Source organism: Flavobacterium sp. GW823-FHT06G12 (assembly GCF_058794775.1).
The window spans coordinates 716,593-741,721 of sequence record NZ_JBXAHE010000003.1; the positions used below are offsets into that span (position 1 = coordinate 716,593).

General features: G+C 34.7%; 13 protein-coding genes. 11 read left to right on the plus strand and 2 right to left on the minus strand.

The window, feature by feature from the left end; all coding sequences use genetic code 11:
* Nucleotides 1–20: 20 nt before the first annotated feature.
* The 3 genes from AC1Q5Z_RS15380 (at nucleotide 21) to AC1Q5Z_RS15390 (ending at nucleotide 7,771) form a co-directional block, all read left to right on the plus strand.
* Nucleotides 21–2,156: a beta-galactosidase gene (locus AC1Q5Z_RS15380; protein WP_492445739.1), complete on the plus strand. Its 2,136-nt coding sequence runs from the start codon at nucleotides 21–23 to the stop codon at nucleotides 2,154–2,156.
* A gap of 188 nt (nucleotides 2,157–2,344) precedes the next feature.
* Nucleotides 2,345–4,642, plus strand: coding sequence for an aminotransferase class III-fold pyridoxal phosphate-dependent enzyme (locus AC1Q5Z_RS15385; protein WP_492445740.1), 2,298 nt, complete (start codon nucleotides 2,345–2,347; stop codon nucleotides 4,640–4,642).
* 180 nt (nucleotides 4,643–4,822) lie between these two features.
* Nucleotides 4,823–7,771, plus strand: coding sequence for an FAD-binding and (Fe-S)-binding domain-containing protein (locus AC1Q5Z_RS15390; protein ID WP_492445742.1), 2,949 nt, complete (start codon nucleotides 4,823–4,825; stop codon nucleotides 7,769–7,771).
* 171 nt (nucleotides 7,772–7,942) lie between these two features.
* On the opposite strand, the gene AC1Q5Z_RS15395 is transcribed toward AC1Q5Z_RS15390, so the two are convergent.
* A complete protein-coding gene (locus AC1Q5Z_RS15395) occupies nucleotides 7,943–9,952 on the minus strand; it encodes a hypothetical protein (protein ID WP_492445743.1) in 2,010 nt (669 codons plus the stop codon).
* Nucleotides 9,953–10,746: 794 nt separating this feature from the next.
* Nucleotides 10,747–11,592, minus strand: a complete 846-nt coding sequence (locus AC1Q5Z_RS15400; RefSeq protein ID WP_198857272.1) for an AraC family transcriptional regulator — start codon at nucleotides 11,590–11,592, stop codon at nucleotides 10,747–10,749.
* 179 nt (nucleotides 11,593–11,771) lie between these two features.
* Here AC1Q5Z_RS15400 and AC1Q5Z_RS15405 point away from each other — a divergent pair, with 179 nt between their 5' ends.
* From AC1Q5Z_RS15405 to AC1Q5Z_RS15440, 8 genes are all read left to right on the plus strand, one after another.
* On the plus strand, nucleotides 11,772–12,686 hold the full coding sequence (locus AC1Q5Z_RS15405) for a dihydrodipicolinate synthase family protein (RefSeq protein WP_278021399.1): 915 nt from the start codon (nucleotides 11,772–11,774) through the stop codon (nucleotides 12,684–12,686).
* A gap of 122 nt (nucleotides 12,687–12,808) precedes the next feature.
* Nucleotides 12,809–14,392, plus strand: a complete 1,584-nt coding sequence (locus AC1Q5Z_RS15410; RefSeq protein WP_492445746.1) for an aldehyde dehydrogenase (NADP(+)) — start codon at nucleotides 12,809–12,811, stop codon at nucleotides 14,390–14,392.
* 1 nt (nucleotide 14,393) lies between these two features.
* Nucleotides 14,394–15,404 (plus strand): 4-hydroxyproline epimerase, encoded by a 1,011-nt coding sequence (locus tag AC1Q5Z_RS15415; RefSeq protein ID WP_492445747.1) that lies wholly within the window; start codon nucleotides 14,394–14,396, stop codon nucleotides 15,402–15,404.
* A 56-nt stretch (nucleotides 15,405–15,460) separates the two neighbouring features.
* Nucleotides 15,461–16,696: an NAD(P)/FAD-dependent oxidoreductase gene (locus AC1Q5Z_RS15420; protein WP_492445749.1), complete on the plus strand. Its 1,236-nt coding sequence runs from the start codon at nucleotides 15,461–15,463 to the stop codon at nucleotides 16,694–16,696.
* Between the two features lie 3 nt (nucleotides 16,697–16,699).
* Complete coding sequence (locus AC1Q5Z_RS15425) at nucleotides 16,700–17,998, plus strand: aminopeptidase P family protein (RefSeq protein ID WP_343587020.1); 1,299 nt, start codon at nucleotides 16,700–16,702, stop codon at nucleotides 17,996–17,998.
* Nucleotides 17,999–18,002: 4 nt separating this feature from the next.
* On the plus strand, nucleotides 18,003–20,162 hold the full coding sequence (locus AC1Q5Z_RS15430) for a S9 family peptidase (RefSeq protein ID WP_492445751.1): 2,160 nt from the start codon (nucleotides 18,003–18,005) through the stop codon (nucleotides 20,160–20,162).
* Between the two features lie 275 nt (nucleotides 20,163–20,437).
* Nucleotides 20,438–23,644 carry a SusC/RagA family TonB-linked outer membrane protein gene (locus AC1Q5Z_RS15435; protein WP_492445753.1) on the plus strand — a complete coding sequence of 1,069 codons (3,207 nt, stop codon included), beginning with the start codon at nucleotides 20,438–20,440 and terminating at the stop codon, nucleotides 23,642–23,644.
* A 12-nt stretch (nucleotides 23,645–23,656) separates the two neighbouring features.
* Nucleotides 23,657–25,114, plus strand: coding sequence for a SusD/RagB family nutrient-binding outer membrane lipoprotein (locus tag AC1Q5Z_RS15440; RefSeq protein ID WP_492445755.1), 1,458 nt, complete (start codon nucleotides 23,657–23,659; stop codon nucleotides 25,112–25,114).
* The last annotated feature ends 15 nt before the right edge of the window (nucleotides 25,115–25,129 follow it).

Here is a 25,129-nt window from a genome sequence, read left to right on the forward strand (position 1 = left end):
TAATACCAAAACTATAAAATATGTTTAACTACAATATATCTTTCACAAAATTAATAATGGCAGGATTGCTTGTTGCAAGCTGTCATTCAATTCCTCTTTTTGCCCAAAACAAAAAAAATATAGTTTCAGAAAATAAAGATCCGCAGCGTTTTTTCTCAAAGGCAGATTTAATGCAAATAGGGGTTTATTATTATCCGGAACAATGGCCGAGAGAACAATGGGAACGCGATTTAAAAAATATTAAAAAACTAGGATTTGAGTTTACGCATTTTGCCGAATTTGCGTGGACTTTTATGGAGCCTGAAGAAGGAAAATACGATTTCAAATGGCTAGATGATGCTTTGGCAATTGCAGAAAAAGCAGGTCTAAAAGTAATTCTTTGCACACCTACGCCAACACCTCCAGCTTGGATGGGAGAAAAATATCCTGAGATTTATCTAGTCGATGCAAATGGACGCAGAAGAGAACATGGAAATAGAGCGAATCAATCTGTATCTAATGAAAAATACAGAGAATTTGTAGAAAAAATTGTTTCTGAATTAGGAAAAAGATACGGCAAGAATAAAAATATAATAGGCTGGCAAGTAGATAATGAACCTGGCGCACCAGACGATTTTAGTCCTTCGGCACAAAAAGGATTTCAGAAATGGCTTAAAGCAAAATACGGAACAATCGAAAAATTGAATACCGAATGGGTAGCTAGTTTCTGGAGTATCAGATATAATAATTTTGAGCAGATTGCAATTCCAAATGCGGAGATTTATTCTGAAGACAAACTAAGTCCGCACGCTGTTTTGGATTTCAAAAGATATACGGCAGATTCGCAAGCAGAATATTTAAATCTGCAAGCCGAAACACTTCGAAAATATATCGATCCGAAACAATGGGTAACAACAAATTATACCAATGTAGTGTATGGTGCAGATCCAAGAAGAACAGATAAAATGGATTTTGCCACTTATACAATGTATCCAGTTAGCGGAAGAAATACGCTAGGAGGACAGAATTTCAGAATGGGATCTCCAAACAAAATCATGGAAGCCAATGATTATTATCGATCTATAAATGGCGTTACTGGAGTTATGGAAATGCAGCCAGGACAAGTAAACTGGGCAAGTATTAATCCGCAATTGCTTCCAGGAACTGTTCACATGTGGATTTCTCAGGCTTTTGGTGGAGGTTGTTCATTTACTTGTACGTATAGATACAGACATCCTCTAGGAAGCAGCGAAATGTATCATGACGGAATTGTTGGAACTGATGGAGTAACTTTATCAACAGGAGGAAAAGAGTTTGTACAGTCAATCGAAGACATGAAATTGCTTCGTAAAGAATACAATCCAAAAGCGACGATTCCGCAGGAAATTGCAAAAAGGAAAACAGGATTTTTATGGAGCCATGAAAATCTTTGGGATTTGGAAAACCAAAAACAAACTGAATTCTGGAATACATGGAGACATAGAAATACGTACACCTCGGCAATAAAATCGACAGGTGCACCAATGGATTTTATTACAGAAGAAAGCGATTTTTCGGCTTATCCATTTATTGTGGCGCCAGCGTATCAATTAGTTGATCAAAAGTTGGTTGACAAATGGACAAAATATGTTGAAAATGGAGGAAATTTAATTCTTTCTTGCCGAACAGGTCAGAAGGATAAAAACGGACATTTTTTTGAAGCGAATTGGAATGCACCAATTGTACCTTTAATCGGAGCTGACGTTGAATTTTTTGATATGTTAGTTGAAGATGTAAACGGAACAGTAAATGCTGGAAGCAATACTTACAAATGGAATGCTTGGGCAGACGTTTTAAATCCGAAACAAGGTACAGAAGTTTTAGCCACTTATGCCGATCAGTTTTATAAAGGAAAAGCAGCTGCAATTACAAGAAAACTAGGAAAAGGAACCGTTACTTATATTGGAGCAGAAAGTAAAGATGGAAATTTGGAAAGAGAAGTTGTTCGAAAAGTTTATGAGAATGCAAAAGTAGCCATCGAAAACTTTCCAAAAGGTGTTTATGTAGAATGGAGAGACGGCTTTTTTGTTGGGGTAAATTATACCAATGAAACAATTAATCTGCCTATTCCTGCAGGAAGTAAAATTTTAGTTGGACAAAATCCATTAGAACCAGCTCAGGCTGTTATCTGGAAATAATCATATCGTATTCCTGCAAGGTTTTCAAAACCTTGTAGGAATAGTTACGAAAATGAAAAAATTATGTTTATAGATATCTTTAATACCTACAAGGTCTGAAAAAGACCTTGCGGGACAGCAAAAAAAATAGTGCCAATTCGTGTAATTCGTGGCTAAAAAAAATAAAAAACAACTTTAAAAGAATACCAATGAATTTTTCAGAAGCAATTATTCAAGATTTAGTAAAAGAACATTACGGTTTTAGCGTAACCGTAAAAGCATTAAACGGGTATGATGAATTGAATTTTCTTTTATCAAATGAGAAAAATGAAAAATACATTCTAAAAGTATCCAACGAAAGTCATCCGTTTCCTTTTTTAGAAGCGCAAGCGGCTATTATAAGACATCTTACAAAAAGCACTATTTCAGATTGTTTTCAGCATTTTTGCATCAACAAAAAAGGAGAGGAGCTTACAAAAATAGTAACAGATTCTCAAACCTATTATATCCGAATTTTAAACTTTTTAGAAGGCGTTTTCTGGGTAGATGAAAAAAACAAAACAACTGAATTGCATTATAATTTAGGTTCATTTTTGGGTAACATGGATCGTGCTTTGGCTGATTTTTCGCATCCTGCAATGCATCGAAATTATACTTGGGATATTAGTAAAGCTAGCGAAGCAAGCGATAATTTGAAACACATTCTAAATCACGAAAGAAGGCGTATTGCAGGTTATTTTTTATTGCAGTTTGATACAGAAGTAGCACCGCAAATTCATCGATTGAGACATGCTTATATTCACAACGATGCTAATGATTATAATGTTTTAGTGCAAGGAAATCGTGTTAGCGGACTTATTGATTTTGGCGATATGGTTTATACAGCTTTAGTCAATAATTTGGCAATTGCCTGTACTTATGCAATGTTAGACGAAGAAGATCCATTGGCTGTAGCGGTAAAAATTGTTGAAGGATATCATCATTCATATGCGCTTACTGAGCAGGAATTAGATTTATTGTATTATTTAATCGCAGGAAGACTTTGTATTAGCGTAACGCAATCGGCTTATAATGCTTCATTAGACAGTAACAACGAACATCATTTTATTACTGAAAAACCAGCTTGGGATTTATTATATAAACTAATAAAAATTAACCCGATCAAGGCGCAAGATGCGTTTAGAAGAGCTTGTGGTTTTGAAGGGTTAATTACAAATGATGATTACTCAGAATTGCTTGAAATCAGAAAAAAGAAAATAGGCAGAAACCTGAGTATTGGTTACAAAGACAAACTAAAAATTGTAAAAGGAGCTTTGCAATATTTATATGATGATAAAGGAAGAACTTTTGTTGATTGCGTAAATAATCCTTCGCATGTTGGCCATTGTCATCCCGTTGTTGTTAGAAAAATGCAAAAGCAAATTGCAACTTTAAATACCAATACGAGATATTTGAATGATGCGATTACAGAATATGCAGAAAAACTAACTGCAACTTTACCAGAAAAACTTAGCGTTTGTTATTTTGTTAATTCAGGAAGTGAAGCCAATGATTTGGCTATTCGCATGAGTCGTCATTATACCAAACAAAAGGATATTATTGTTTTAGATCATGCCTACCACGGAACTTCGACAGTTGCAATGGAAATGAGTCCGTATAAATTTGACAGCAAAGGCGGTTCAGGGCAAATGCCTTGGATTCATAAAGCAATTAATCCAGATTTGTATCGTGGACCGTATAAATATGGAGATATTGAGGCCGGAGAAAAATATGCTGCTGATGTGCAAAGAATTATTGAAGATTTAAAAAACGAAGACAAAGCGCCAGCAGTATTTATTTGCGAAACTTTGTTGGGAGTTGGAGGACAAATTCCGTTGCCAGAAAATTATCTTAAAACAGTTTATCAATATGTTCGTGCCGCAGGAGGTGTTTGTATTGCAGACGAAGTTCAAGTTGGATTTGGAAGAATTGGAAATCATTTCTGGGGATTCGAATTGCAAAATGTCGTTCCTGATATTGTTGTTTTAGGAAAACCAATAGGAAACGGACATCCGCTTGCAGCTGTGATTGTTACTGAGGAAATTGCAGAAGCCTTTAACAACGGATTAGAATATTTCAATACCTTCGGAGGAAATCCTGTTTCAATGACAACAGGATTGGCAGTTTTAGATGTAATTCAAGAAGAAGAAATGCAAAAGCATGCTCTAGAAACTGGAAATTACTTGATGGATGGATTAAAAGGCTTAATGGCCAAATACCCAATTATAAGTGATGTTCGAGGGCATGGTTTGTTTATTGGTGCAGAAATGGTAAAAGACAGAATTACGATGGAACCGGCTATTCCTGAAATTGATATTGTTGTTGAAAAACTAAAAGCAAAAGGCTATTTGTTGAGTACAGACGGACCTTTGCATAATGTTTTAAAGATAAAACCGCCAATGCCATTCAACAAACAAAATGCTGATGAATTGGTTGAATTATTAGATGTCGCATTAAGCGAATTATAGTTTTTTTTAATACACAGAAAAATAGATTTTTATTTTACAAGAAGATGCGTTTCGCTTAACATGCAAGCATCTCGATAGCTATCGGGACTATGTGAAAAAATGAGTCTATTTTTGTTGCCGTTTTTAGAAATAAGAATCTATTTTTCTGTGTGTTAAAACAATAGTTAACAAGAGATAAAAATGAATAATAATATCCTTCCAAAGATTTCTTCTAAACTCGAAGGTTTAGAAAAGGAATTAGAGGGCAAATTATTTTACGATCATACGATGCGTCTGCTTTATGCCACTGATGCAAGCGCTTACAAAGAAATGCCTTTGGCTGTGGCAGTTCCGAAAACGAAAGAAGACATTCAAAAAATTATTCTTTTTGCTAAAGAAAACAAAAGCAGTATTATTCCGCGTGCAGCCGGAACTTCGCTTGCAGGGCAAGTAGTTGGAAATGGCATTGTTGTAGATATTTCACAAGAATTTACTAAGATTATTTCGGTAAATCAAAGCGAGAAATCGGCTTGGGTTGAACCAGGTGTAATTCGCGATGAACTGAATCTTTATTTGAAATCGCACGGACTTTTTTTCGGACCAGAAACTTCTACCAGTAATCGCTGCATGATTGGCGGAATGGTTGGAAATAATGCCTGTGGAGCACGTTCTGTTGTATATGGATCAACGCGTGAACATGTTCTTGAAATAAAAGGTTTTCTGGCAGATGGAAATGAAGTCGTTTTTGGCGCTTTAACAAATGCTGAATTTGAAGATAAATGCAACGGAATTAATGTTGTTAGTACATTAGAACAAGCAATTTATGTTCAAGCGAAAGAAATACTTTCATCTGAAAATAATAGAAATTTATTTGAAGCCAATTTTCCTAAAAAAACAATTCCAAGAAGAAATACAGGTTACGCTTTAGATTTATTGGCCGATAGTTCGCCTTTTATAGATTCCTCAGAAAAGTTTAATTTCTGTAAATTGATTGCAGGATCTGAAGGGACTTTGTTTTTTTCGACAGCGATAAAATTAAATCTGGTTGATGCTTTAAAACCTTTTTCAGCATTGATTTGCGTTCATTTCGAAAGCATTCATGAATCTTTAAAAGCGAATATTGAAGCATTGAAGTTTAATCCTGATAGTGTAGAATTAATTGACCACTATATTTTAGAATGCACCAAAGAAAATATAGAACAAAGCAAAAATCGCTTTTTTGTGAAGGGCGATCCTCAGGCTATTTTGGCTGTCGAATTTTTGAGAGATTCGCAAGAAGAAATCGAGAAGATTGCAGAAGAAATGGAAGCTTTAATGCGATCTAAAAATCTAGGTTATCATTTCCCAATTGTGTATGGTGAAGATACCAATAAAGTTTGGGCATTAAGAAAAGCTGGATTAGGCTTATTATCGAATATTCCAGGAGATGCAAAAGCAGTTGCGGTGATTGAAGATACAGCCGTAGACGTAAATGATTTGCCTGATTTTATAGCAGATTTTAATGCGATTTTAAAAGAAAGAAATTTAAACTGTGTGCATTATGCGCATGCTGCTACTGGCGAATTGCATTTGCGTCCGATTATAGATTTAAAAACCAAAGAAGGAACGGCTCTTTTTAGAACTATTGCAACAGATATAGCGCATTTGGTTAAAAAATACAAAGGTTCTTTAAGTGGTGAACATGGTGATGGAAGACTTCGTGGAGAGTTTATTCCGTTGATGCTTGGAGATGAAATTTATCAGCTATTTATTCAGATAAAAAATGTTTGGGATCCTTGGGGTGTTTTCAATCCTGGAAAAATTGTGAATACGCCACCAATGGACACAAGTCTGCGATATAAAGCAGGCCAAGATACGCCAATGCCCGAAACGTATTTTGATTTTTCAGATCATAACGGAATTCTTCGTGCCGCCGAAATGTGCAACGGATCTGGAGATTGCAGAAAAACAGAAAAAAGTGGCGGAACAATGTGTCCAAGTTATATGGCAACTCGAGACGAAAAACATACGACTCGAGCGCGCGCCAATATGCTTAGAGAGACTATTACAAACTCAACGAAAGCAAATCGGTTTGATGATGAAAATTTGCTTGACGTTTTGGATTTATGTTTAAGCTGTAAAGGATGCAAATCTGAATGTCCTTCAAATGTGGATATGGCAAAATTGAAAGCCGAAACTTTACAGCAGTATCAGGATAAAAACGGAGTAAAATTTAGATCTAAACTAATTGGAAATACGCCAAAAATAAATCAATTATTCGCCTCAGCTCCGTGGCTATATAATTTATCTGCGAAAGGAATTCTAGGAAATTGGATTAAAAGAGGAACTGGTTTTGCCCTAGAAAGACAATTGCCTTTAATGCATAAAATTACTTTTGGCAAATGGATGAAAAGCTATAGCCAAATTGGTGATTTTAATAATGGAATTGTGTATTTGTATAATGATGAATTTCTGAATTATTTTGATGTCGAAATAGGACAAACCGCTGTAAAACTTTTAAACAGATTAGGTTATAAGGTTGAGATTCCTAAAATTGGAATAAGCGGAAGAACTTATTTATCAAAAGGAATGCTAAAAGAAGCACGAGAAATTGCAGAACAAAATACAAAAGACTTTGAAGCAGCAATTCCAACTGATGGAATTTTAATTGGAATTGAACCTTCTGCAATACTTTCATTTCGTGATGAATATCCTGATTTGTGTCGTGGCGATCTCAAAGAAAAAGCAAAACAATTTGCAACGAAAACTTTTTTAATTGAAGAGTTTTTAGCTAAAGAATTGGAAGCTAAGCGTATTTCTCCTACTAGTTTTACAGAAAAGACAGAAAGAGTGCGTATGCATGGACATTGTTTTCAGAAAAGTTTATCGTCTTTAGTGCCACTTAAAAAGATACTTTCATTGCCAAAGAACTATACTGTTTTAAATATCCCAAGTGGTTGTTGCGGAATGGCAGGTTCGTTTGGTTATGAAAAAGAGCATTATGATATTTCGATGAAAATTGGTGAATTGGTTTTGTTTCCAATAATTAGGGCAGAAGAAAGTGTTACTTTAATTGCTGCTCCAGGAACAAGTTGCAGACATCAAATTGCAGATGGAACAGGACGAAAGGCACAGCATCCTGTGGAAATATTATTTAAGGCTTTGAAATAGAGATTTGCTATTATTGTCCCAATATTCTAAAGACACGATCTACCGTACGTCTTTTCAGCTATACTTTACGAATGAAATGTGCTATATCTGAGTAAAAGACTATTTTAAAAAAGCAAACCTCCAAAAATGTATTTTGGAGGCTTGTATTAAAAAACAATAATTCAAAAAAAATTATAACTTAATATTTATCGTCGTACCATCTTTAATAACTTTATTGATTGCTAGCTTTTTCCCATCAGTTATTTTTAACCTTAGATTTTTGCCAGCTCTTTCAACTGTAATATCAAAATCGCATTCAAAAGCATGAATGCCCTTCAGTTTCATAATAGACCAATTTTTAGGAAGACGTGGCGTAAAATCGAAACTGCGCAAACCAGTTGGACGAATTCCGAATAATCCTTCTGTAAAAATTCTGCAATATAAACCGCTTTCAGCCGAAAGATGACGCTGATCGCCTTCTGGATACGCTTCTACAGGGTATGGAACGTGATCGCCCAATAAACGTCGGTTAGAATAATAATGTAAAAAATCAAGTGCTTTATCTGTTTCGCCAGCAGCAAGAACTCCTCTTAAAGCATATAAAGTAGATCGATCCCAAAATATTTTATCTCCCGCTATACTTGCCAAACCATCTTTAGTCCATAATCTAGGAGAAAATAAAGCATCTATAGTTCCATCTTTTCGATCATAAATTCCCATAGTAAGCGGTGTGCAAATCCAAGCTCTTAAAACATCATTTTCTTTATAATATTTGTAGGTTTCAAAACCTTCGACTTTAGCGCCAAAATAGTTCTCAATTGCAGTCTTTAATTTCTCAGCTTCGGTTTTATAGATTTTAAGCAGGCTTTCATTTTTTCCTAAAACCTTACCTAAATAAATTGCTGAGTTTAATGCATCATAATACAGAGAAGAAGTATTAAGGTTGGCTTTTCCAGCGGGTAAACGTCCTTCTAGTTCATCAGAATCTGAAGCGACAACGCCCTCAGCATTTATTTTTCTGTGACAATATTCCAAACACCATTCTATTAATGGCCATAATTGTTTTGCTTCATCTACATTTCCTCTTGAAAGTGCGTAACGAGCTGCTCCATAAGCAATCATTGCGCCATCACCACGATCTCCTGCGCCTGCCCAAATATCCGTTCCTTCTGCAACAATAGAACTCGGAATCGGTTTGTAGTCTTTGTTTATGAATTTTGCAAATTGCAGATAAGCATTCAATGAAGCTTGATTTCCATACTCATACCCCAAATAAGGAAAGAACGGACCAACATATTCGGCCTGATCGTTTGCCCAGATTGCAGCATAATACGATTCTCCTCCAGGACCGTGCATTGGACCGTTTTTGGTTTCAAAAATACTTTCAGCCGCTCTGATTTTCGCGAAAGCAAATTCAGTATTTAAAACTTGATCTGGTGTTTCCAAAATTAATTTGCTCCAAATTTCACGGATTAAGTCAATGCGTTTGTTTTTTTCTTCTTCGGCATTTACAGTAGGAATAGATTCGCTTGTTTTAACGCCAGAATAAAAAACAGAAAAAGTAACACTTTCGTTGGGCTTTAGGTTAAAAGTTCCGTCATTAAATAATTGCACCTGAACTTTGTAACTGCCTTCTGTTCCTTTTGTAGGATCTGAAGTATAAATCGTATTTGATTTTGGAATTTCTACGATAGAGTTTTTTTCAGAAGTGTTTTTAATAGTGTAAATTTCATTGTAACCTGCCAATGCTGTAGAAGGAAAAAATTGTCTAGTAAGTTCAAGAGCATTGGTTTTACTTTTAATTAATAATGTTCCGTTAAGAGTTATCGAAATTGTTTTCTCTCCCGTAATAGGTTTGTAATTTACAGTTACAAGATCAAAAGCATCTTGAGCAAATTGACGTGTAAAACTTGCATGTGTATTGTTAGGAACAGTTCTGAGCATTGGCCAGATCAAACTTCGAGTAGCATGAAAAGAACCATCTGCCGCTACGCCGTATCTTAAAACGCACGAGACTTTTTTACTGCTCATTTCGATATGGTCATCATGCGGAATAGCATTGTTTATTTGCCAAGAAATTGTGCCATCGCTATTAATTTGCCATCGCTGATCGTCTTGAGAAAATGCAATATTGCTAATAAAAAATAATGCAGTAAGAGTAAGTAAAAAAGGTTTGCGTTTTTTTTCAGAAAATAGCTTCATTGCGTTTGTTTTTTGTATTTGTTGTGTTGTGTGTTGTGTAGTTTTTTATGCTTTACAGAATAATGCTGTAGGTAGCACAGGTAAATTGTTGACCTCAGAAATGCTCTTTTTTCGTCTTAGAATGTTAGTGCTATTTTTTGCGAGACATTCGGCTCGGTTCTTATGCTTGTTGAGTTAATAATTCATGCTTCTTCGTTTGGTTTTCAAGGTTAATAATTGAGTTTTTCGTTAGTTTTTTGTCTTTTATTCTATTTTGTAACCCAAAAAAAAATGTTTTGAGCTCGTGCAAATTGTTTGGATAATATAGATAAATGCGAGATCCAAAAGTATAAATGTTCTTAAATTTTACATACCAGTACCTACTAGTTTTTTTTAATTGGAGGTAAAAAAGAGAGATGATTTTAAACAATGTGAAAAGCAAAGAGGATAATATATACACAGAATGTAAATTGTCTAATTGGAGAATAGGTAACTTAATTTTATTTTCTTCTAATAGTAATTTATTGATAGTAATTTCAAATAAATGATTTAGAATTTTGATGCTTGTAAGCATTATTTAATCAAGAAATGGATAATATAGTATCACAAAAAAAATGGTAAAACTTTTGCATTTTTTTCTTCACCCTATTTTTCGACCATACCAGTTTGCTTTTTACGCTATTGTATTAGGAATAAGCATGTTTGATCTCATTTATAAATAATGAGATTAAACAGCTTTTTTTAGCCCAAAGAATGTCTGTAGAACAACAGTTTGTCTACGAATCGTATAGCTGCAAATATTGATTAATGAATAATTACAAATTCAGCTTTCTATATTGCAAAGGAGAAAGCTGTTTTAATTCTTTAAACTTTCGATTAAAATTAGAAATATTATTGAAGCCGCATAATTCGGCAATTTCCAAAACAGAGAGTTCCTCATTATTAGATAATAATTTTGCAGCTCTCTCAATGCGCACTTCAATTAGAAACTGAAAAAAAGATTTGTTTGTCCGGACTTTAAAATACCGACAAAAAGCATTTTTGGTCATACTGGCTATCGAAGCAATTTCATCAAGCGTTATGTTTTTATGAAAATTAGTCATAACATATTCAAACACAATCTGCATTCTTTTCCCTTCATTATCAGTTATTTTCTTTTGATATAAATAATTAGAAAGCGGAGTAGTTTCAGATGTTGAGAGCCATTTTAGAATATCAAGAAATAATATAAATCGTGTATAACTGTCAGCTTTTCGTAACTTCTTAAAATATTTGACTACTTTTTTTGGTGCGTTGTGAATGATAAATCCATTTTTGCTGCTTTCTAAAATAGGATGAATATTTCGGAAAGTAGATAATTCAAAAAAATCTTTCCCAAACGAATTGAAAGTAAAGAATAAAGTTCGCATTACAGAAATTACATTTTCTTGAACATCACTTCTAAATACATGGGGCAGATTGCTTCCAATTACCAATATATCGCCCTCGCGATATTGCGAAATAGTATCGCCGGCAAAAACGGCTCCTTCTCCTTTTTCTATAAAACTAATTTGAATTTCTTCATGCTGGTGCAGTTTATCATAAAATGATACTTCTATATCTTCCTGATAAATAAGGGGATCTTCTCCAGATTTTGGAATTTTGAATGGAAAAACTTTCATATAGTGGTTAGTTAGTTACTATCAAATATATTGCATTTGATCAAAAAAATGATGCTATAATGTTCTATTTTTTGGTATTTGTCATTATATAGGGTAATATAATATCATTTTGTGGTAATTTTTGAAAGCTTAGCTCTGTCGTTTCTAGATAATTTTGGCTTAAATAAAAAATTAAAATTATGAGCATTGAATGGAATGGCGTGATGCCGGCGGTAACTACAAAATTTACTGCAGATGATAAATTAGACTTCAAAATGTTTGAAGTTAATATGAAGGCACAATTAGATGCTGGGGTGTCAGGGATTATTTTAGGAGGCACTTTGGGTGAAGCCAGTACACTTTTGGAAGAAGAAAAAAGAGAATTAGTACAACATACCGTTTCACTTACAGAAAACAAAGTGCCTGTAATAATGAATATTGCAGAGCAAACTACAAAGGGAGCCATTTTAGCGGCTAATAAAGCGGAACAAGATGGAGCAAAAGGATTAATGATGCTTCCTCCAATGCGTTATAAAGCATCTGATTTTGAAACGGTTGCTTTTTATAGTGAAGTGGCAAAAAGTACAAAACTTCCTATTATGGTTTACAACAATCCAGTTGATTATAAAATAGAAGTTTCGTTAGATATGTTTGAAGAGTTATTAAAATTCGATAATATTCAAGCAGTAAAAGAATCTACAAGAGATATTTCTAACGTTACAAGAATGATTAACCGATTTGGGGATCGCTTAAAAATATTATCTGGAGTGGACACATTAGCATTAGAAAGTTTATTAATGGGCTCTGATGGATGGGTTTCTGGATTAGTTTGTGCTTTTCCTGCAGAAACAGTAGCCATTTATAAATTGGCTAAAGCCGGAAGAATCGATGAAGCTCTAAAAATTTACAGATGGTTTTTGCCTTTGTTAGAATTGGATATTAATTCATTTTTAGTTCAAAATATAAAATTAGCAGAAGTAGCAACAGGAATTGGAACTGAAAATGTCCGTGCTCCAAGATTGCCATTGCAAGGGGCAGAAAGAGAAAGAGTTCTTGCCATTATTGCCGAAGGACTAAGAACAAGACCAACTTTGCCAGATTACAAAAATTTATAGCATCTTATTGCTAAGATTGGCTCTTTTGGTTATCAGTCTCAGTGAGAATTGTTAGGGAATTCTTTACTGAGGCTATAACTAAGAACTGTGACTTCAATACATTTCATTTATTAGACAAAAACATGATTACAGGAAAAAATTATATAGGAAGCCAGCTAAAAGCGAGTGGTTCAAAAATATTGAAAACGTTTAATCCGTTATTGAACAAAGAAAATCCTTGGGTTTTTACAGAAGCAACTCAGGATGAAATTGAGGAAGCAGTTACTTTAGCCAATCAAGCATTTTCGAGTTATAAAAAATATTCAGGAATTGAAAAAGCTAAATTCTTAAACGCAATTGCTGATGAAATTTTAGCTTTGGGAGATACTCTTTTTGAACAATACTGTACCGAATCGGGTTATCCGAGAGGCAGGGCGGAAGGTGAACGCGGTCGAATGATTGGTCAATTAAGAGCCTTTGCCGAAATGCTTACAGAAGGAAATTGGGTTCAAGCAACAATAGATACAGCAATAATTGACAGACAACCTGCACCAAAAGAAGATTTGCGCAAAATGTTAGTTCCTCTAGGACCAATTGTAGTTTTCGGGTCGAGTAACTTTCCTTTTGCATTCTCTACAAGCGGAGGAGACACAGCTTCGGCTTTGGCTGCGGGTTGTCCGGTTATTGTAAAAAGCCATTCCATGCATATAGGAACAGGCGAAATGGTCGCTTCGGCTATTATAAAAGCGGCTCAGAAAACCAATATGCCCGAAGGCGTTTTTTCTAATCTTATAGGAGATGGAAGAACGCTCGGAACGAGTTTGGTAAAACATCCGTTAATAAAAGGTGTTGGTTTTACAGGAAGTATAAAAGGTGGCCGTGCTTTATGCGATCTGGCTGCACAGCGTCCAGAGCCAATTCCGGTATTTGCCGAAATGGGAAGTATAAATCCGGTAGTGCTTTTGCCTAATGCATTGAAAAAAAACAGTCAAAAATGGGCAACAGCCTATGCAAATTCGATCACTTTAGGAGCGGGACAATTTTGTACCAATCCAGGATTATTATTAGCTTTAAGAGGTGAAGAATTAAAAGAATTTGAAGAGAACCTAAATCAAGCCATTGAAAAAACTCAGCCGGGCTGTATGTTGCATCCTTCTATTTATGCTGATTTTAATAACGGAATTTCAAAAATAGAAGAACAGAACGGGATTTCGAAAATCGCTCAGTTTAAAGGAGAAACAATTCCAAATCATGGCATTCCAACAGTTTTAAAGGTTGATGGAAAAAAGTTTTTAGAGAATAAAATATTGCATAACGAAGTTTTTGGTCCATTTTCTATTTTGATTGAATGTGAAAATGAGACGGAATTAATAGAAGTTATTTCAAAACTGGAAGGACAGCTGACAGGAACAATTATAAGTGAAGAGAACGAAATTGACAAGCACAAAGGAATAATTGCCGCTTTACAGAATCGCGTAGGTCGCTTAATATACAATGGCGTGCCAACAGGAGTTGAGGTTTGTGCTTCAATGCTTCATGGCGGGCCTTATCCTGCATCGTCAGATTCACGTTATACCGCCGTAGGAATACACGCGGTTTATAGATGGGTTAGACCATTAAGTTATCAGAATTGGCCAAACGAATTGCTGCCTGCTGAATTGCAAAATGAGAATCCATTACAAATTGTTCGTACAATAAATAATAAACTAACACTATCTCAAATATAAAATGGTAAAGAAAACTTTTTTTTGCGTAGATGCTCATACGTGCGGAAATCCAGTTCGGGTTGTTGCCGGTGGCGGACCAAATCTACAAGGTAATTCGATGAGCGAAAAACGGCAGCATTTTTTAAAAGAATATGACTGGATTCGTAAAGGATTAATGTTTGAACCAAGAGGACATGATATGATGAGCGGAAGCATTTTGTATCCGCCAAGCGATCCTGCAAACGATGTTGGAATTTTGTTTATAGAAACTTCTGGCTGTCTGCCAATGTGCGGACACGGAACAATTGGAACCATCACAATTGCTGTTGAGGAAGGATTGGTAAGGCCAAAAACTCCAGGTATTATAAAAATGGAAGCTCCTGCAGGTTTAGTGCATATAGAATATCAGCAAACTGGCAAAAAGGTAGATTGGGTACGTCTGACCAACGTAAAATCGTATCTAGCAGCCGAAGGTCTTACTATTGATTGTGAAGAATTGGGTGAGATTGTTTTTGATGTGGCTTATGGAGGAAATTATTACGCGATTGTCGATCCGCAGAAGAATTTTTCTGGTGTTCAGGATTATACAGCGAGTAAAATTATTCAATACAGTCAGGAAGTGCGCAAAAAGATTAATGAAAAATATCCTGATTATTTCATTCATCCACAGAATGATACCATTCGAGATGTGTCGCATATGTTATGGACAGGAACGCCAATAGATCCTACATCTTCAGGCAGAAATGCTGTTTTTTATGGAGATAAAGCAATCGACCGTTCGCCGTGCGGAACAGGAACATCGGCCCGAATGGCACAATTGCACGCAAAAGGAAAATTGAAAAAAGGGGAAGAGTTTATTCACGAAAGTTATATTGGAAGTAAGTTTATTGGTAAAGTCGTAGAAGAAACTTCTATTGGAGATATTCCAGCTATTGTTCCAAGTATTCAAGGTTGGGCAAAAGTATACGGATATAATAATATTATAATTGATGAAAATGACGATCCATATGCATTTGGATTTCAGGTTATTTAATGAATTAATTTATAGTATAACTAGAAGTTTAAAAAACTCTTAACGAATTAAAATTTATGAAAAAAGTAGCTGTTATAGGCGGCGGAATTATTGGCTTATGTTCTGCTTATTATCTTGCAAAAGAAGGTTATGAGGTGAGCGTATTTGACGAATCTGATATGAACAATGGCTGTTCGTACGGAAATGCAGGTATGATTGTGCCTTCACATATTATACCGCTCGCGCAGCCTGGCATGATAGCACAAGGAATAAAATGGATGTTCGATAGCCGCAGTCCGTTTTATGTAAAACCACGTTTGAACAAAGATTTAATAAATTGGGGAATGCAGTTTTATAAACATGCCAATTTACGTCATGTAGAAAATGCAATGCCCGCTTTACGAGATCTTTCTCTTTTGAGTAAAGAGCTTTATCAGGATTTTGCTAAAGAGAATAATTCTTTTTTTTACGAAGAAAAAGGACTTTTAATGCTTTATAAAAGCGATAAAGTAGGAGAAGAAATGCATCATGAAGGAAAAGAAGCAGAACGTTTAGGGTTGGAAGTAGATTATCTGTCAAAATCTGAAGTCGCGCTTTTAGAAAAAGGAACCAATACAAATGTAATTGGAGGAGTTCATTATAAAAACGATGCACATTTGTATCCTCAAAAATTTATGACTTTCATCAAACAAGAATTGGCTCGTTTAAAAGTCGAAATTCATTCTCAAACGAGCGTTAAAGATTTTGTTTTAGAAAGAAATAAAATAGAAAAAATAGTAACCAATAAGGGACTCTTTAGAGCTGATGAAGTGGTCTTGGCATCAGGATCTTGGAGCCCTTTTTTGGCCAAAAAACTAAATATTTCGATTTCAATTTTACCAGGAAAAGGATATAGTTTTACATTAAAAGACAAAACCCAGAAACCAAGTATTCCATCTATTTTATGTGAAGGAAAAGTGGCCGTGACTCCAATGGCAAATGACATAAGATTTGGAGGAACGATGGAAATTACACATACCAAAGACAATAAAATAAACGCAAACAGGCTTCAGGGAATCATAAACAGCATTAACGATTTTTATCCTGATATGAAAGTCGAAATGCCAAAGCAAGAAGATACTTGGTTTGGGTTCAGACCTTGTACGCCAACGGGAATGCCAATTATTGCTAAAGATAAAAAAATCGTAAATTTGACATTAGCAACAGGGCATGCCATGATGGGATTAAGTCTCGCACCAGCAACAGGAAAAATCGTAACAGAGATTATTTCTGGCAAACCTGTTTCTGTAGCTATTGACAGATTCCAAATATAAATTATGAAATACAATGCAATTCCGGTTTCTTTGTTTATTGAAAACCGAAAAAGATTTACCGAAAAAATGAAGCCAAATAGTGTAGCTATTTTGACTTCAAATGATGTAATGCCAAATAATGCAGATGATGTTATGGGCTTTGCACAAAACAATGATTTGTTTTATTTGTCTGGAATTGATCAGGACGAAACTATTTTGGTGCTTTTCCCGGATGCTTTTAAAGAAGAAAACAAAGCCATACTTTTTGTAAAAGAAGCCAACGAACATACACTAATTTGGGATGGTAATTTTTTAACCAAAGAGCAAGCAACTGCTATTTCTGGAATACAGAATATCAAATGGATTCATGAATTTGAAAAGACCTTGCAGCTTTTTGCTTTTGAAGCCGATACTTTTTATTTAGGCCATAATGAGCACATCAAAAGGGTAACTTCTGAAATGGAAACCAGACAGGATAGAATGATTAAATGGTGCAAAGAAAAATATCCGTTGCATCAATATGATCGTGTGGCAAAAATAACTCGAGCATTGCGACCTATTAAATCAAACGAAGAAATTGATTTAATCAAAAAAGCGACTGCATTAAGTGTTGAAGGTTTCCATAGAGTTTTAGCTGCAATCCGTCCGAATGTAAAAGAATACGAATTAGAAGCTGAATTGTTATACGCGACCGCAAAAAACGGAGGGACAAGACAAGCATTTAAATCTATTGTAGCATCTGGCGGAAATGCCTGTTCACTACATTACAATTCCAATGATGATGTTTGTGAAGAAAATGAAATGGTTCTGCTGGATTTTGGAAGCTGTTATGCCAATTATAATTCAGATACAACAAGATGTATTCCGGTTAACGGAACTTTTAGTCCAAGGCAAAAACAGGTTTATGAATCTGTTTTACATTGTTTGAAAGAAGGTTCAAAATTATTGAAGCCAGGGGTTTTATCTAAAGATTATGAACTTCAAATGGCAAAATTAATTGAAACCGAATTAGTCAAATTAGGATTGATCACAGAGGGCGAAATTAAAGCTCAAGATCCAGAAAAACCTGCTTACAAGAAATATTTTATGCACGGAACTGCGCATCATTTAGGTCTGGATGTTCATGACGTTGGTCTTTATTCTAGACCTTTTGAAAAAGGAATGGTTCTAACTTGTGAGCCTGGAATTTATATTAGAGAAGAAGGAATTGGCTGCCGTTTAGAGAATGATTATTTGATAACGGAAGATGGAAACGTAAATTTGAGTGAAGCCATGCCAATTGAAATTGCCGATATTGAAAGTTTAATTAAAAATAAAAAATAATAAGATGAAAAAACATTTATTGTTTCTTCTGTTGATATGCACATCTGTTTTTGCACAGAAGGATATTGACATTAACAATCTAAATTGGCTGCCTAATTCTCATTCCTTTTGGGTAAACAAAGATAATAATGTGGTGGTTTACGATGTTGATAAGCTTGATAAACAAACCGCGATTTTGTCTAAGGAACAATTGGCTGCTGCCGGATTTACAGGAGAAATTGAGAACTTAGTCTGGAATGACTTAAAAACAAAAGTTTTGGTTTACACCAATTCTAAAAAAGTATGGAGAGACAATACCAAAGGTGACTATTGGTTTTTTGACTTGGCTACAGGTAAAGGAAAACAACTAGGGAAGAACTTAGATGCATCGTCGTTAATGTTTGCAAAATTTTCAAGCGATAATGAAAATGTAGCTTATGTTTCGAACCATAATATTTATGTGGAAAATGTAAATTCAGGTAAAATTACGCCTTTAACTACAGACGGTACAGATAAAATCATTAACGGTACTTTTGATTGGGTTTATGAAGAAGAGCTAGCGGCACGTGATGGATTTAGATGGAGTCCAGACGGAAAAAGTATTGCTTTTTGGAGAGTAGACGCAACTTTGACTAAATTTCATTTCATGATCAATAATACCGATTCGTTGTATCCGGTTATTATTCCTGTAGAATATCCAAAAGCTGGCGAAAAACCATCGTCGGTTAAAATTGGAATTGTAAATATTGATTCGCTTCAAACCAATTGGTTGAATATTCCAGGAGAACCAGATAACAATTATTTGGTTCGAATGAAATGGCTAAGTAACGAATCTGTGATGGTGATTCAATTAAACCGAAATCAGAATCAGGTTACAATGTACGATTGCAATACAAAATCTGGAGCAGCCAGAGTTATTTACAAAGAAGAATCTAGTGCTTGGATAGATGTTTTTGACATTTCTTCGGGAGAATACGATACTTTTCCTTGCCAATTTGTAGATAACGGAAAAGCCTTTTTATGGAGTTCTGATGCTGATGGATGGATGCATATTTATAAAATAAGTTTAGACGGAAAATCAAAAGAATTAGTAACCAAAACTAATTTTGATGCTTATTATAAAGCTTATAATGAAAAAACAAAAACAATTTATTTCATTGCTAGTCCAACTGATGCTACACAGCGTTATTTGTATGAAACGAATTTAGGTTCTAAAAAAACAAAAAGAGTAACTCCAGATATTTTTGATGGTTCAAACAGATATATTTTTTCTACAGATGCAGCTTACGCACAACATGCCAACGCAAGTATTTCGAGAGATTACAATCAGAGATTAATCGCTTTGTCTGGACATCAAAAAGTTTATCCAAAAGAAGCAGATGTTTTTACTGCTCCTGATAGAAATTATACTTTAGAAAAATTTAAAGTAAAAACAGTTGATGGTATTGATATTGACGGAATAATGGCAAAACCGTTAGATTTTGATCCTTCAAAAAAATATCCTGTTTTCTTTTATGTGTACGGTGAGCCCATGGCTACAGTGGCTAATGACAAACCTTATTTTAATGAATTTATTAGTGAATTGATTCCAAAAGGATATATCGGAATTGCAATGGATAATAGAGGAACTCCAGCAATGAAAGGAACGCAATGGAGAAAATCGATTTATAAAAACATCGGAATTATCAATACACGAGATCAGGCAATGGCTGCCAAAGAAGTTTTAAAATGGAATTTTATTGATTCTGATCGAGTGGCAATTCACGGATGGAGTGGCGGAGGTGCTGTAACTTTAAATTTAATGTTCCAATATCCAGATATATACAAAACAGGAATTGCCATTGCAGCGGTGACAGATCAGCATTTTTATGACAATATCTATACCGAACGCTATATGGGATTGCCAGACGAAAATGAAGCAACTTATGTTAAAGCTTCTCCAGTAACTCATGCCAAGAACTTAAAAGGAAATTTACTGTACATTCACGGAACAGGCGATGATAATGTACATTATAAAAATGCTGAGGTTTTAATTAATGAATTAATTAAATACGATAAAATGTTTGATTTAATGATTTATCCAAATCGTTCGCATAGTATTTATGAAGGCGAAGGAACAACCAAACATTTAGTAGATACTTTTGTTCATTACATAGAAAAAAATTGTCCGCCTGGCGCGAAATAGAAAAAAAAATATTTATAGAAAAAAGGAGGGTTTCATTAATTTGAAATCCTCTTTTTTGTTTTATAAAATTAGAATTTAAATGCACTTGAATTTAAAGTTTAAGATATTATGCTTAGTTTGTTGATTTTTAAATGATTATTTGTTTTTGTAAAGATGTTTTTTAAAATGTGAATTTGATAATTATAGGGTAATATAAGCAGGTTTTTCGGTAATATATTATCAGAAAAATTATCTAAAAAGCAAAATATTTGCCTCATTAATTATAAAACCATTTTATGAAATTGAAGATTAATTTTAGAAAAATTGCAGTACTCTTTTTTGTACTGTTGACCAAACTGACATTTGCGCAAGAACGGATAGTGTCAGGAATTGTATCAGATGAGAATGGAATACCTCTACCTGGTGTGGGTGTTCTAGTTAAAGGAACTCAAACTGGCTCTCAGACTGATTTTGACGGGAAATATTCAATAAAAGCTGATGCAAACGCTGTGTTAGTGTTTACTTTTATTGGAATGCAAACGAGAGAAGTTCAGGCGCGAGATAAAAGCATTAATATAAAAATGACTGCTGGTTCTACACAATTGCAAGAAATTGTGGTTACCGCATTAGGTCTTAAAAGAGAGAAAAAATCGCTGGGTTACGCTACCCAAGAAATAAGTGGCGACCAGCTTACAAAGATAAATACAGGGAACGTTTCTAATAATATTTCAGGAAAAATTGCAGGTGTAGAGGTTAGAAGAAATAATAATATAGGCGGTTCAACCAATGTTGTGATTCGTGGTACCACTTCATTAACAGGAAATAATCAGGCTTTATGGGTTGTTGACGGAATTGTATTGAACAATGACAACACGAATAAAGAAGATCAAAAATCTGGTGGAAATGTAGGCGGTTATGATTACGGAAATGCAGCGTCTGATATTAATCCTGATGATATCGAAACCATGAACGTTTTAAAAGGAGCGGCGGCTACGGCATTGTACGGTTCTAGAGCATCAAACGGAGTTATTATTGTTACGCTAAAAAAAGGAAGTAAATCTAAAGGCGGATTAGGATTTAGTTTTAGTTCGGGAGTTAATGTTGGGGTAGTAGATAAAAAAACATTGCCAGAATATCAAAATCAATATGGTGGAGGTTATGGTGATTTTTATGGAACAGTTGATCTAGGAAGCGGAGTTCATCCTTACGTAGCGACAGATGACGCAGCGTGGGGACCAAAATTTGATCCTTCATTACTGGTTTACAACTGGAACTCATTTTATCCAGAATTACCAACTTATGGAAAAGCAACTCCATATAAAGCGGTAAGAAACAATCCGAACAGTTTTTACCAAAACAGTCTTACTTATATAAATAATATCGCTTTTTCGGGAGGAAATGATCAGGGGGATTTTAGATTTGGTTATACCAATTACAATCAGCAACAAGGAATTTTGCCAAACAGTAATAACAGAAAAGACAATTTTAACTTTTCTGGAAGTTTTAAGGTTACGCCAAAAACTAGAATTTCGACTACAGCTAATTATCTAACATCAGATGCTATCGGAATGAACGAAACAGGATATGGAGATGGCGGAAATAACTATTTGAGTAGTGTGAGACAATGGTATACAACTAATGCCGATTTTAGAGATCTTAAAGAGGCTTATGAATTGACTGGTAATAATACAACATGGAATGTTGGTTCTCCAGATGATTTAAAAGTTCAATTTCATGACAACCCTTATTTTCAGCGTTACAACAATTATAACTCTCTAAAAAGAGATCGTTTCTTTGGTAATGTAGTCGTAAAAACCGATGTTACGAACTGGTTTGATATTATGGGAAGAGGTGCAGTCGATTTTTACCACCAATTGCAAGAAGAGCGTATTGCTGTTGGATCTAAAAGAACTCCAAACGCTCTTGGACAATATTCGAGATTTGATAAAAATTTTAGAGAAATCAACTTAGATTTAGTACTGAACTTTAAAACTGGTATTGCAGAAGGAATTAGTTTTAATGGTATGTTAGGAGGTAATACAAGACGTTCTGTTAACAATTCTATTTACGCAGTAACAAATGGAGGATTGGTTGTGCCTGGAATTTATGCCTTAACCAACTCAATTGATCAAATTAATAGTCCAGACGAGATACAGCAGACTTTAGGTACAAATAGTGTTTATGGTATGGCAAGTTTCAATTTCCTTGACACTTATTTTCTTGAAGGAACTTATAGAATAGATCAGTCGTCTACTTTACCAAAAGACAATAATACCTATTCTTATCCATCAGTTACAGCTACTTATATTTTTAGCAATCACATTAAAAAAGAATGGCTGTCATTCGGAAAATTACGTTTGAATTATGCTGAAACCGGAAACGATGCGCCATTTGCGGTGACTTCGGCACTTTATCCTAAAAACAGCAATTTTGGACCTGGCGGAATTCGTTTTTCTACAGAAAACAGCAGAAGTAATTCTGACTTAAAGAGTGAGTTGACAAAAGGAGTTGAAGCAGGTGTTGAACTTAAATTCTTTAAAAACAGATTAGGACTTGATTTTTCTTATTATAAAACCAATACCACAAATCAAATCCTTTCTATCGAAACACCAACTCAGACAGGATATACAAGAGCTTGGATTAACGCAGGAAATGTTCAGAATAAAGGTTATGAGTTAACCTTGAATGCAACACCAATAAAAACAACTGATTTTTCTTGGCAGGCAACTGTAAACTGGTCAACGAATAAAAATGAAGTAATTTCTTTAGGAGGAGCCAATCAAATTTCGTTAGGATCTTTTCAGGGAGTTAATTATGTAGCAGAAGTTGGCAAACCAGTTGGACAGTTAGTTGGTTCTGGTTATACCTATTTAAACGGAGAAAAAGTAATTCGTTCAAACGGAAGATATCTACAAACTGCGGGAGCTGTAATAGGCAATGTTGCTCCAGATTGGATTGGTGGTTTTAATAACGTTTTGACGTACAAAAATATCGCTTTCAATTTTTTAATAGATGTTAAAAAAGGCGGAGATGTGTATTCTCTAGATCAGCAATTTGGTCATGCGACTGGAATTTATGAAAGCACTGTTTCAAAAAACCATAATGGAGTTCCTCAGCGTGAGCCAGTTTCTCAAGGCGGTGGAGTGTTGTTAGACGGTGTTAAACAAGACGGTTCACGTAACGATGTTGTAGCAAGTGTTACCGGAACAGATGGTTATTATTTCTATAATTCTATGCCACAGCAAGAATATGTTTATGATGCTTCTTATGTAAAACTTCGTGAAGTAGGATTGAGCTATAGGCTTCCAAAAAGATTTTTAGAGAATACATTTATTAGCAATATGGTTTTTGCTATAAACGGAAGCAATCTTTGGATAATCCACAAAAACTTGCCTTATGCAGATCCTGAGGCAGGAGCTTCTTCAGGTAATTTGCAAGGTTTTCAAACCGGAGTGTTGCCAACAACAAAGGAGTATAGTTTTACTCTGAAAGTTCAATTCTAAAAAATTAAAGACATGAGAATTATAAAAACAATATTTTTTGCAGGCGCAGTTTTGTGTGCAATTGCTTCATGTGACAATCTAGATAACATGAATAAGAATGAAAAAGGTTATGAAACCGCTTTGCCAAGCGCATTAATGACTAGTGCACAAGTAAATTATGCTTATTTTTTAACGAATGCTTCCGTAAATTCAAACAACTTTAGAGCTTATGTACAGCATTGGTCTACATCTACTTATACAGATGAAGCCAATTATAATCAGGCAAAAAGAAATTTAGGAAGTTCGCATTCGGTGTTATTGTACAGAGATGTATTGCAGGATTTGATCAATTCGCAAAAGCAGATTAAAGATAGCAAAGCATTAGGACCTATTGAAGAGGGAATCAAGAAAAACCGACTTGCTATTTTAGAAGTGCAAATTGTAATGGCGTACCAAACGCTGGTTGATTTGTTTGGAAATGTAGCTTATTCTGAAGCTTTAGATATCAAAAAATTTCCGCTTCCTAAATACGATGATGCAAAAACAATCTATTTTGATTTGGCTACCCGTTTAGATGCAGCCATTTTAGATTTAAATGATCAATACGATAGTTTCGGAAATGCTGATTTAATTTTTCATGGCGATGTGGCTAAATGGAAAACTTTGGCAAATAGTGTAAAACTAAAAATGGGATTGCATTTAGCAGATGTTGACGTTGCAAAAGCAAAAACAATGGTAGAAAGCGCTTTCAATTCAGGAGTTATGAGTAAAGAAACTGATACTGCTTTGTTTCAGTATTTTTCTTCAATAACAGACATGAATCCATTATATGATGATTTGGTTAACTCAAGCCAGATTAATATTGCCGCATTTTTTGTGAATGAATTAAACGGAAAAGAAGATCCAAGACGTGATTTTTTCTTCAATCCAAATTCAAAAATAAATGGAGAATACAAAGGCGCTCCATATGCGCAGCAAGTTAATTATGCTGATTATAGCAATACAGGTTTAAGACTTAGACAGAAAACAAATCCAGGTGTTATATTCGATTACACAGAAACTTGTTTTTTATTGGCCGACGCGGCAAACCGAGGCTTTAACGTAGGAGCAAATGCAGCAACGTATTATACAAAAGGAATTGAAGCTAGTATGAAATTTTGGGGAGTTTCAGACACTGATATCCAAACGTATTTGAATAGACCAGATGTCGCTTTTGCAACAGCTGCAGGAACAGACAAACAAAAAATCGCTTATCAGCTTTGGATTGCGTATTACAATCGTGGTTTTGAAGCTTGGACAGAATATAGAAGATTAGATTATCCTATACTTACAGCGCCTGTTACAGCAGTTCAAGAAGCTGAAGGGAAAGTTCCTGTTAGAAATATTTATTCTACATCTGATAAAACGCTTAATACAGCAAATTACGAAGCTGCTTCATCGGCTATTGGAGGAGATTTAATGACAACAAGAATTTTTTGGGACAAATTTTAATTTTGAGTTAGTTTA

What these genes read in the sequence shown, in the direction of transcription:
- AC1Q5Z_RS15380 (WP_492445739.1), top strand. Translation starts at nt 21, where the DNA reads ATGTTTAACTACAATATATCTTTCACAAAATTAATAATGGCAGGATTG.
- AC1Q5Z_RS15385 (WP_492445740.1), top strand. Translation starts at nt 2,345, where the DNA reads ATGAATTTTTCAGAAGCAATTATTCAAGATTTAGTAAAAGAACATTAC.
- AC1Q5Z_RS15390 (WP_492445742.1), top strand. Translation starts at nt 4,823, where the DNA reads ATGAATAATAATATCCTTCCAAAGATTTCTTCTAAACTCGAAGGTTTA.
- AC1Q5Z_RS15395 (WP_492445743.1), bottom strand. Translation starts at nt 9,952, where the DNA reads ATGAAGCTATTTTCTGAAAAAAAACGCAAACCTTTTTTACTTACTCTT.
- AC1Q5Z_RS15400 (WP_198857272.1), bottom strand. Translation starts at nt 11,592, where the DNA reads ATGAAAGTTTTTCCATTCAAAATTCCAAAATCTGGAGAAGATCCCCTT.
- AC1Q5Z_RS15405 (WP_278021399.1), top strand. Translation starts at nt 11,772, where the DNA reads ATGAGCATTGAATGGAATGGCGTGATGCCGGCGGTAACTACAAAATTT.
- AC1Q5Z_RS15410 (WP_492445746.1), top strand. Translation starts at nt 12,809, where the DNA reads ATGATTACAGGAAAAAATTATATAGGAAGCCAGCTAAAAGCGAGTGGT.
- AC1Q5Z_RS15415 (WP_492445747.1), top strand. Translation starts at nt 14,394, where the DNA reads ATGGTAAAGAAAACTTTTTTTTGCGTAGATGCTCATACGTGCGGAAAT.
- AC1Q5Z_RS15420 (WP_492445749.1), top strand. Translation starts at nt 15,461, where the DNA reads ATGAAAAAAGTAGCTGTTATAGGCGGCGGAATTATTGGCTTATGTTCT.
- AC1Q5Z_RS15425 (WP_343587020.1), top strand. Translation starts at nt 16,700, where the DNA reads ATGAAATACAATGCAATTCCGGTTTCTTTGTTTATTGAAAACCGAAAA.
- AC1Q5Z_RS15430 (WP_492445751.1), top strand. Translation starts at nt 18,003, where the DNA reads ATGAAAAAACATTTATTGTTTCTTCTGTTGATATGCACATCTGTTTTT.
- AC1Q5Z_RS15435 (WP_492445753.1), top strand. Translation starts at nt 20,438, where the DNA reads ATGAAATTGAAGATTAATTTTAGAAAAATTGCAGTACTCTTTTTTGTA.
- AC1Q5Z_RS15440 (WP_492445755.1), top strand. Translation starts at nt 23,657, where the DNA reads ATGAGAATTATAAAAACAATATTTTTTGCAGGCGCAGTTTTGTGTGCA.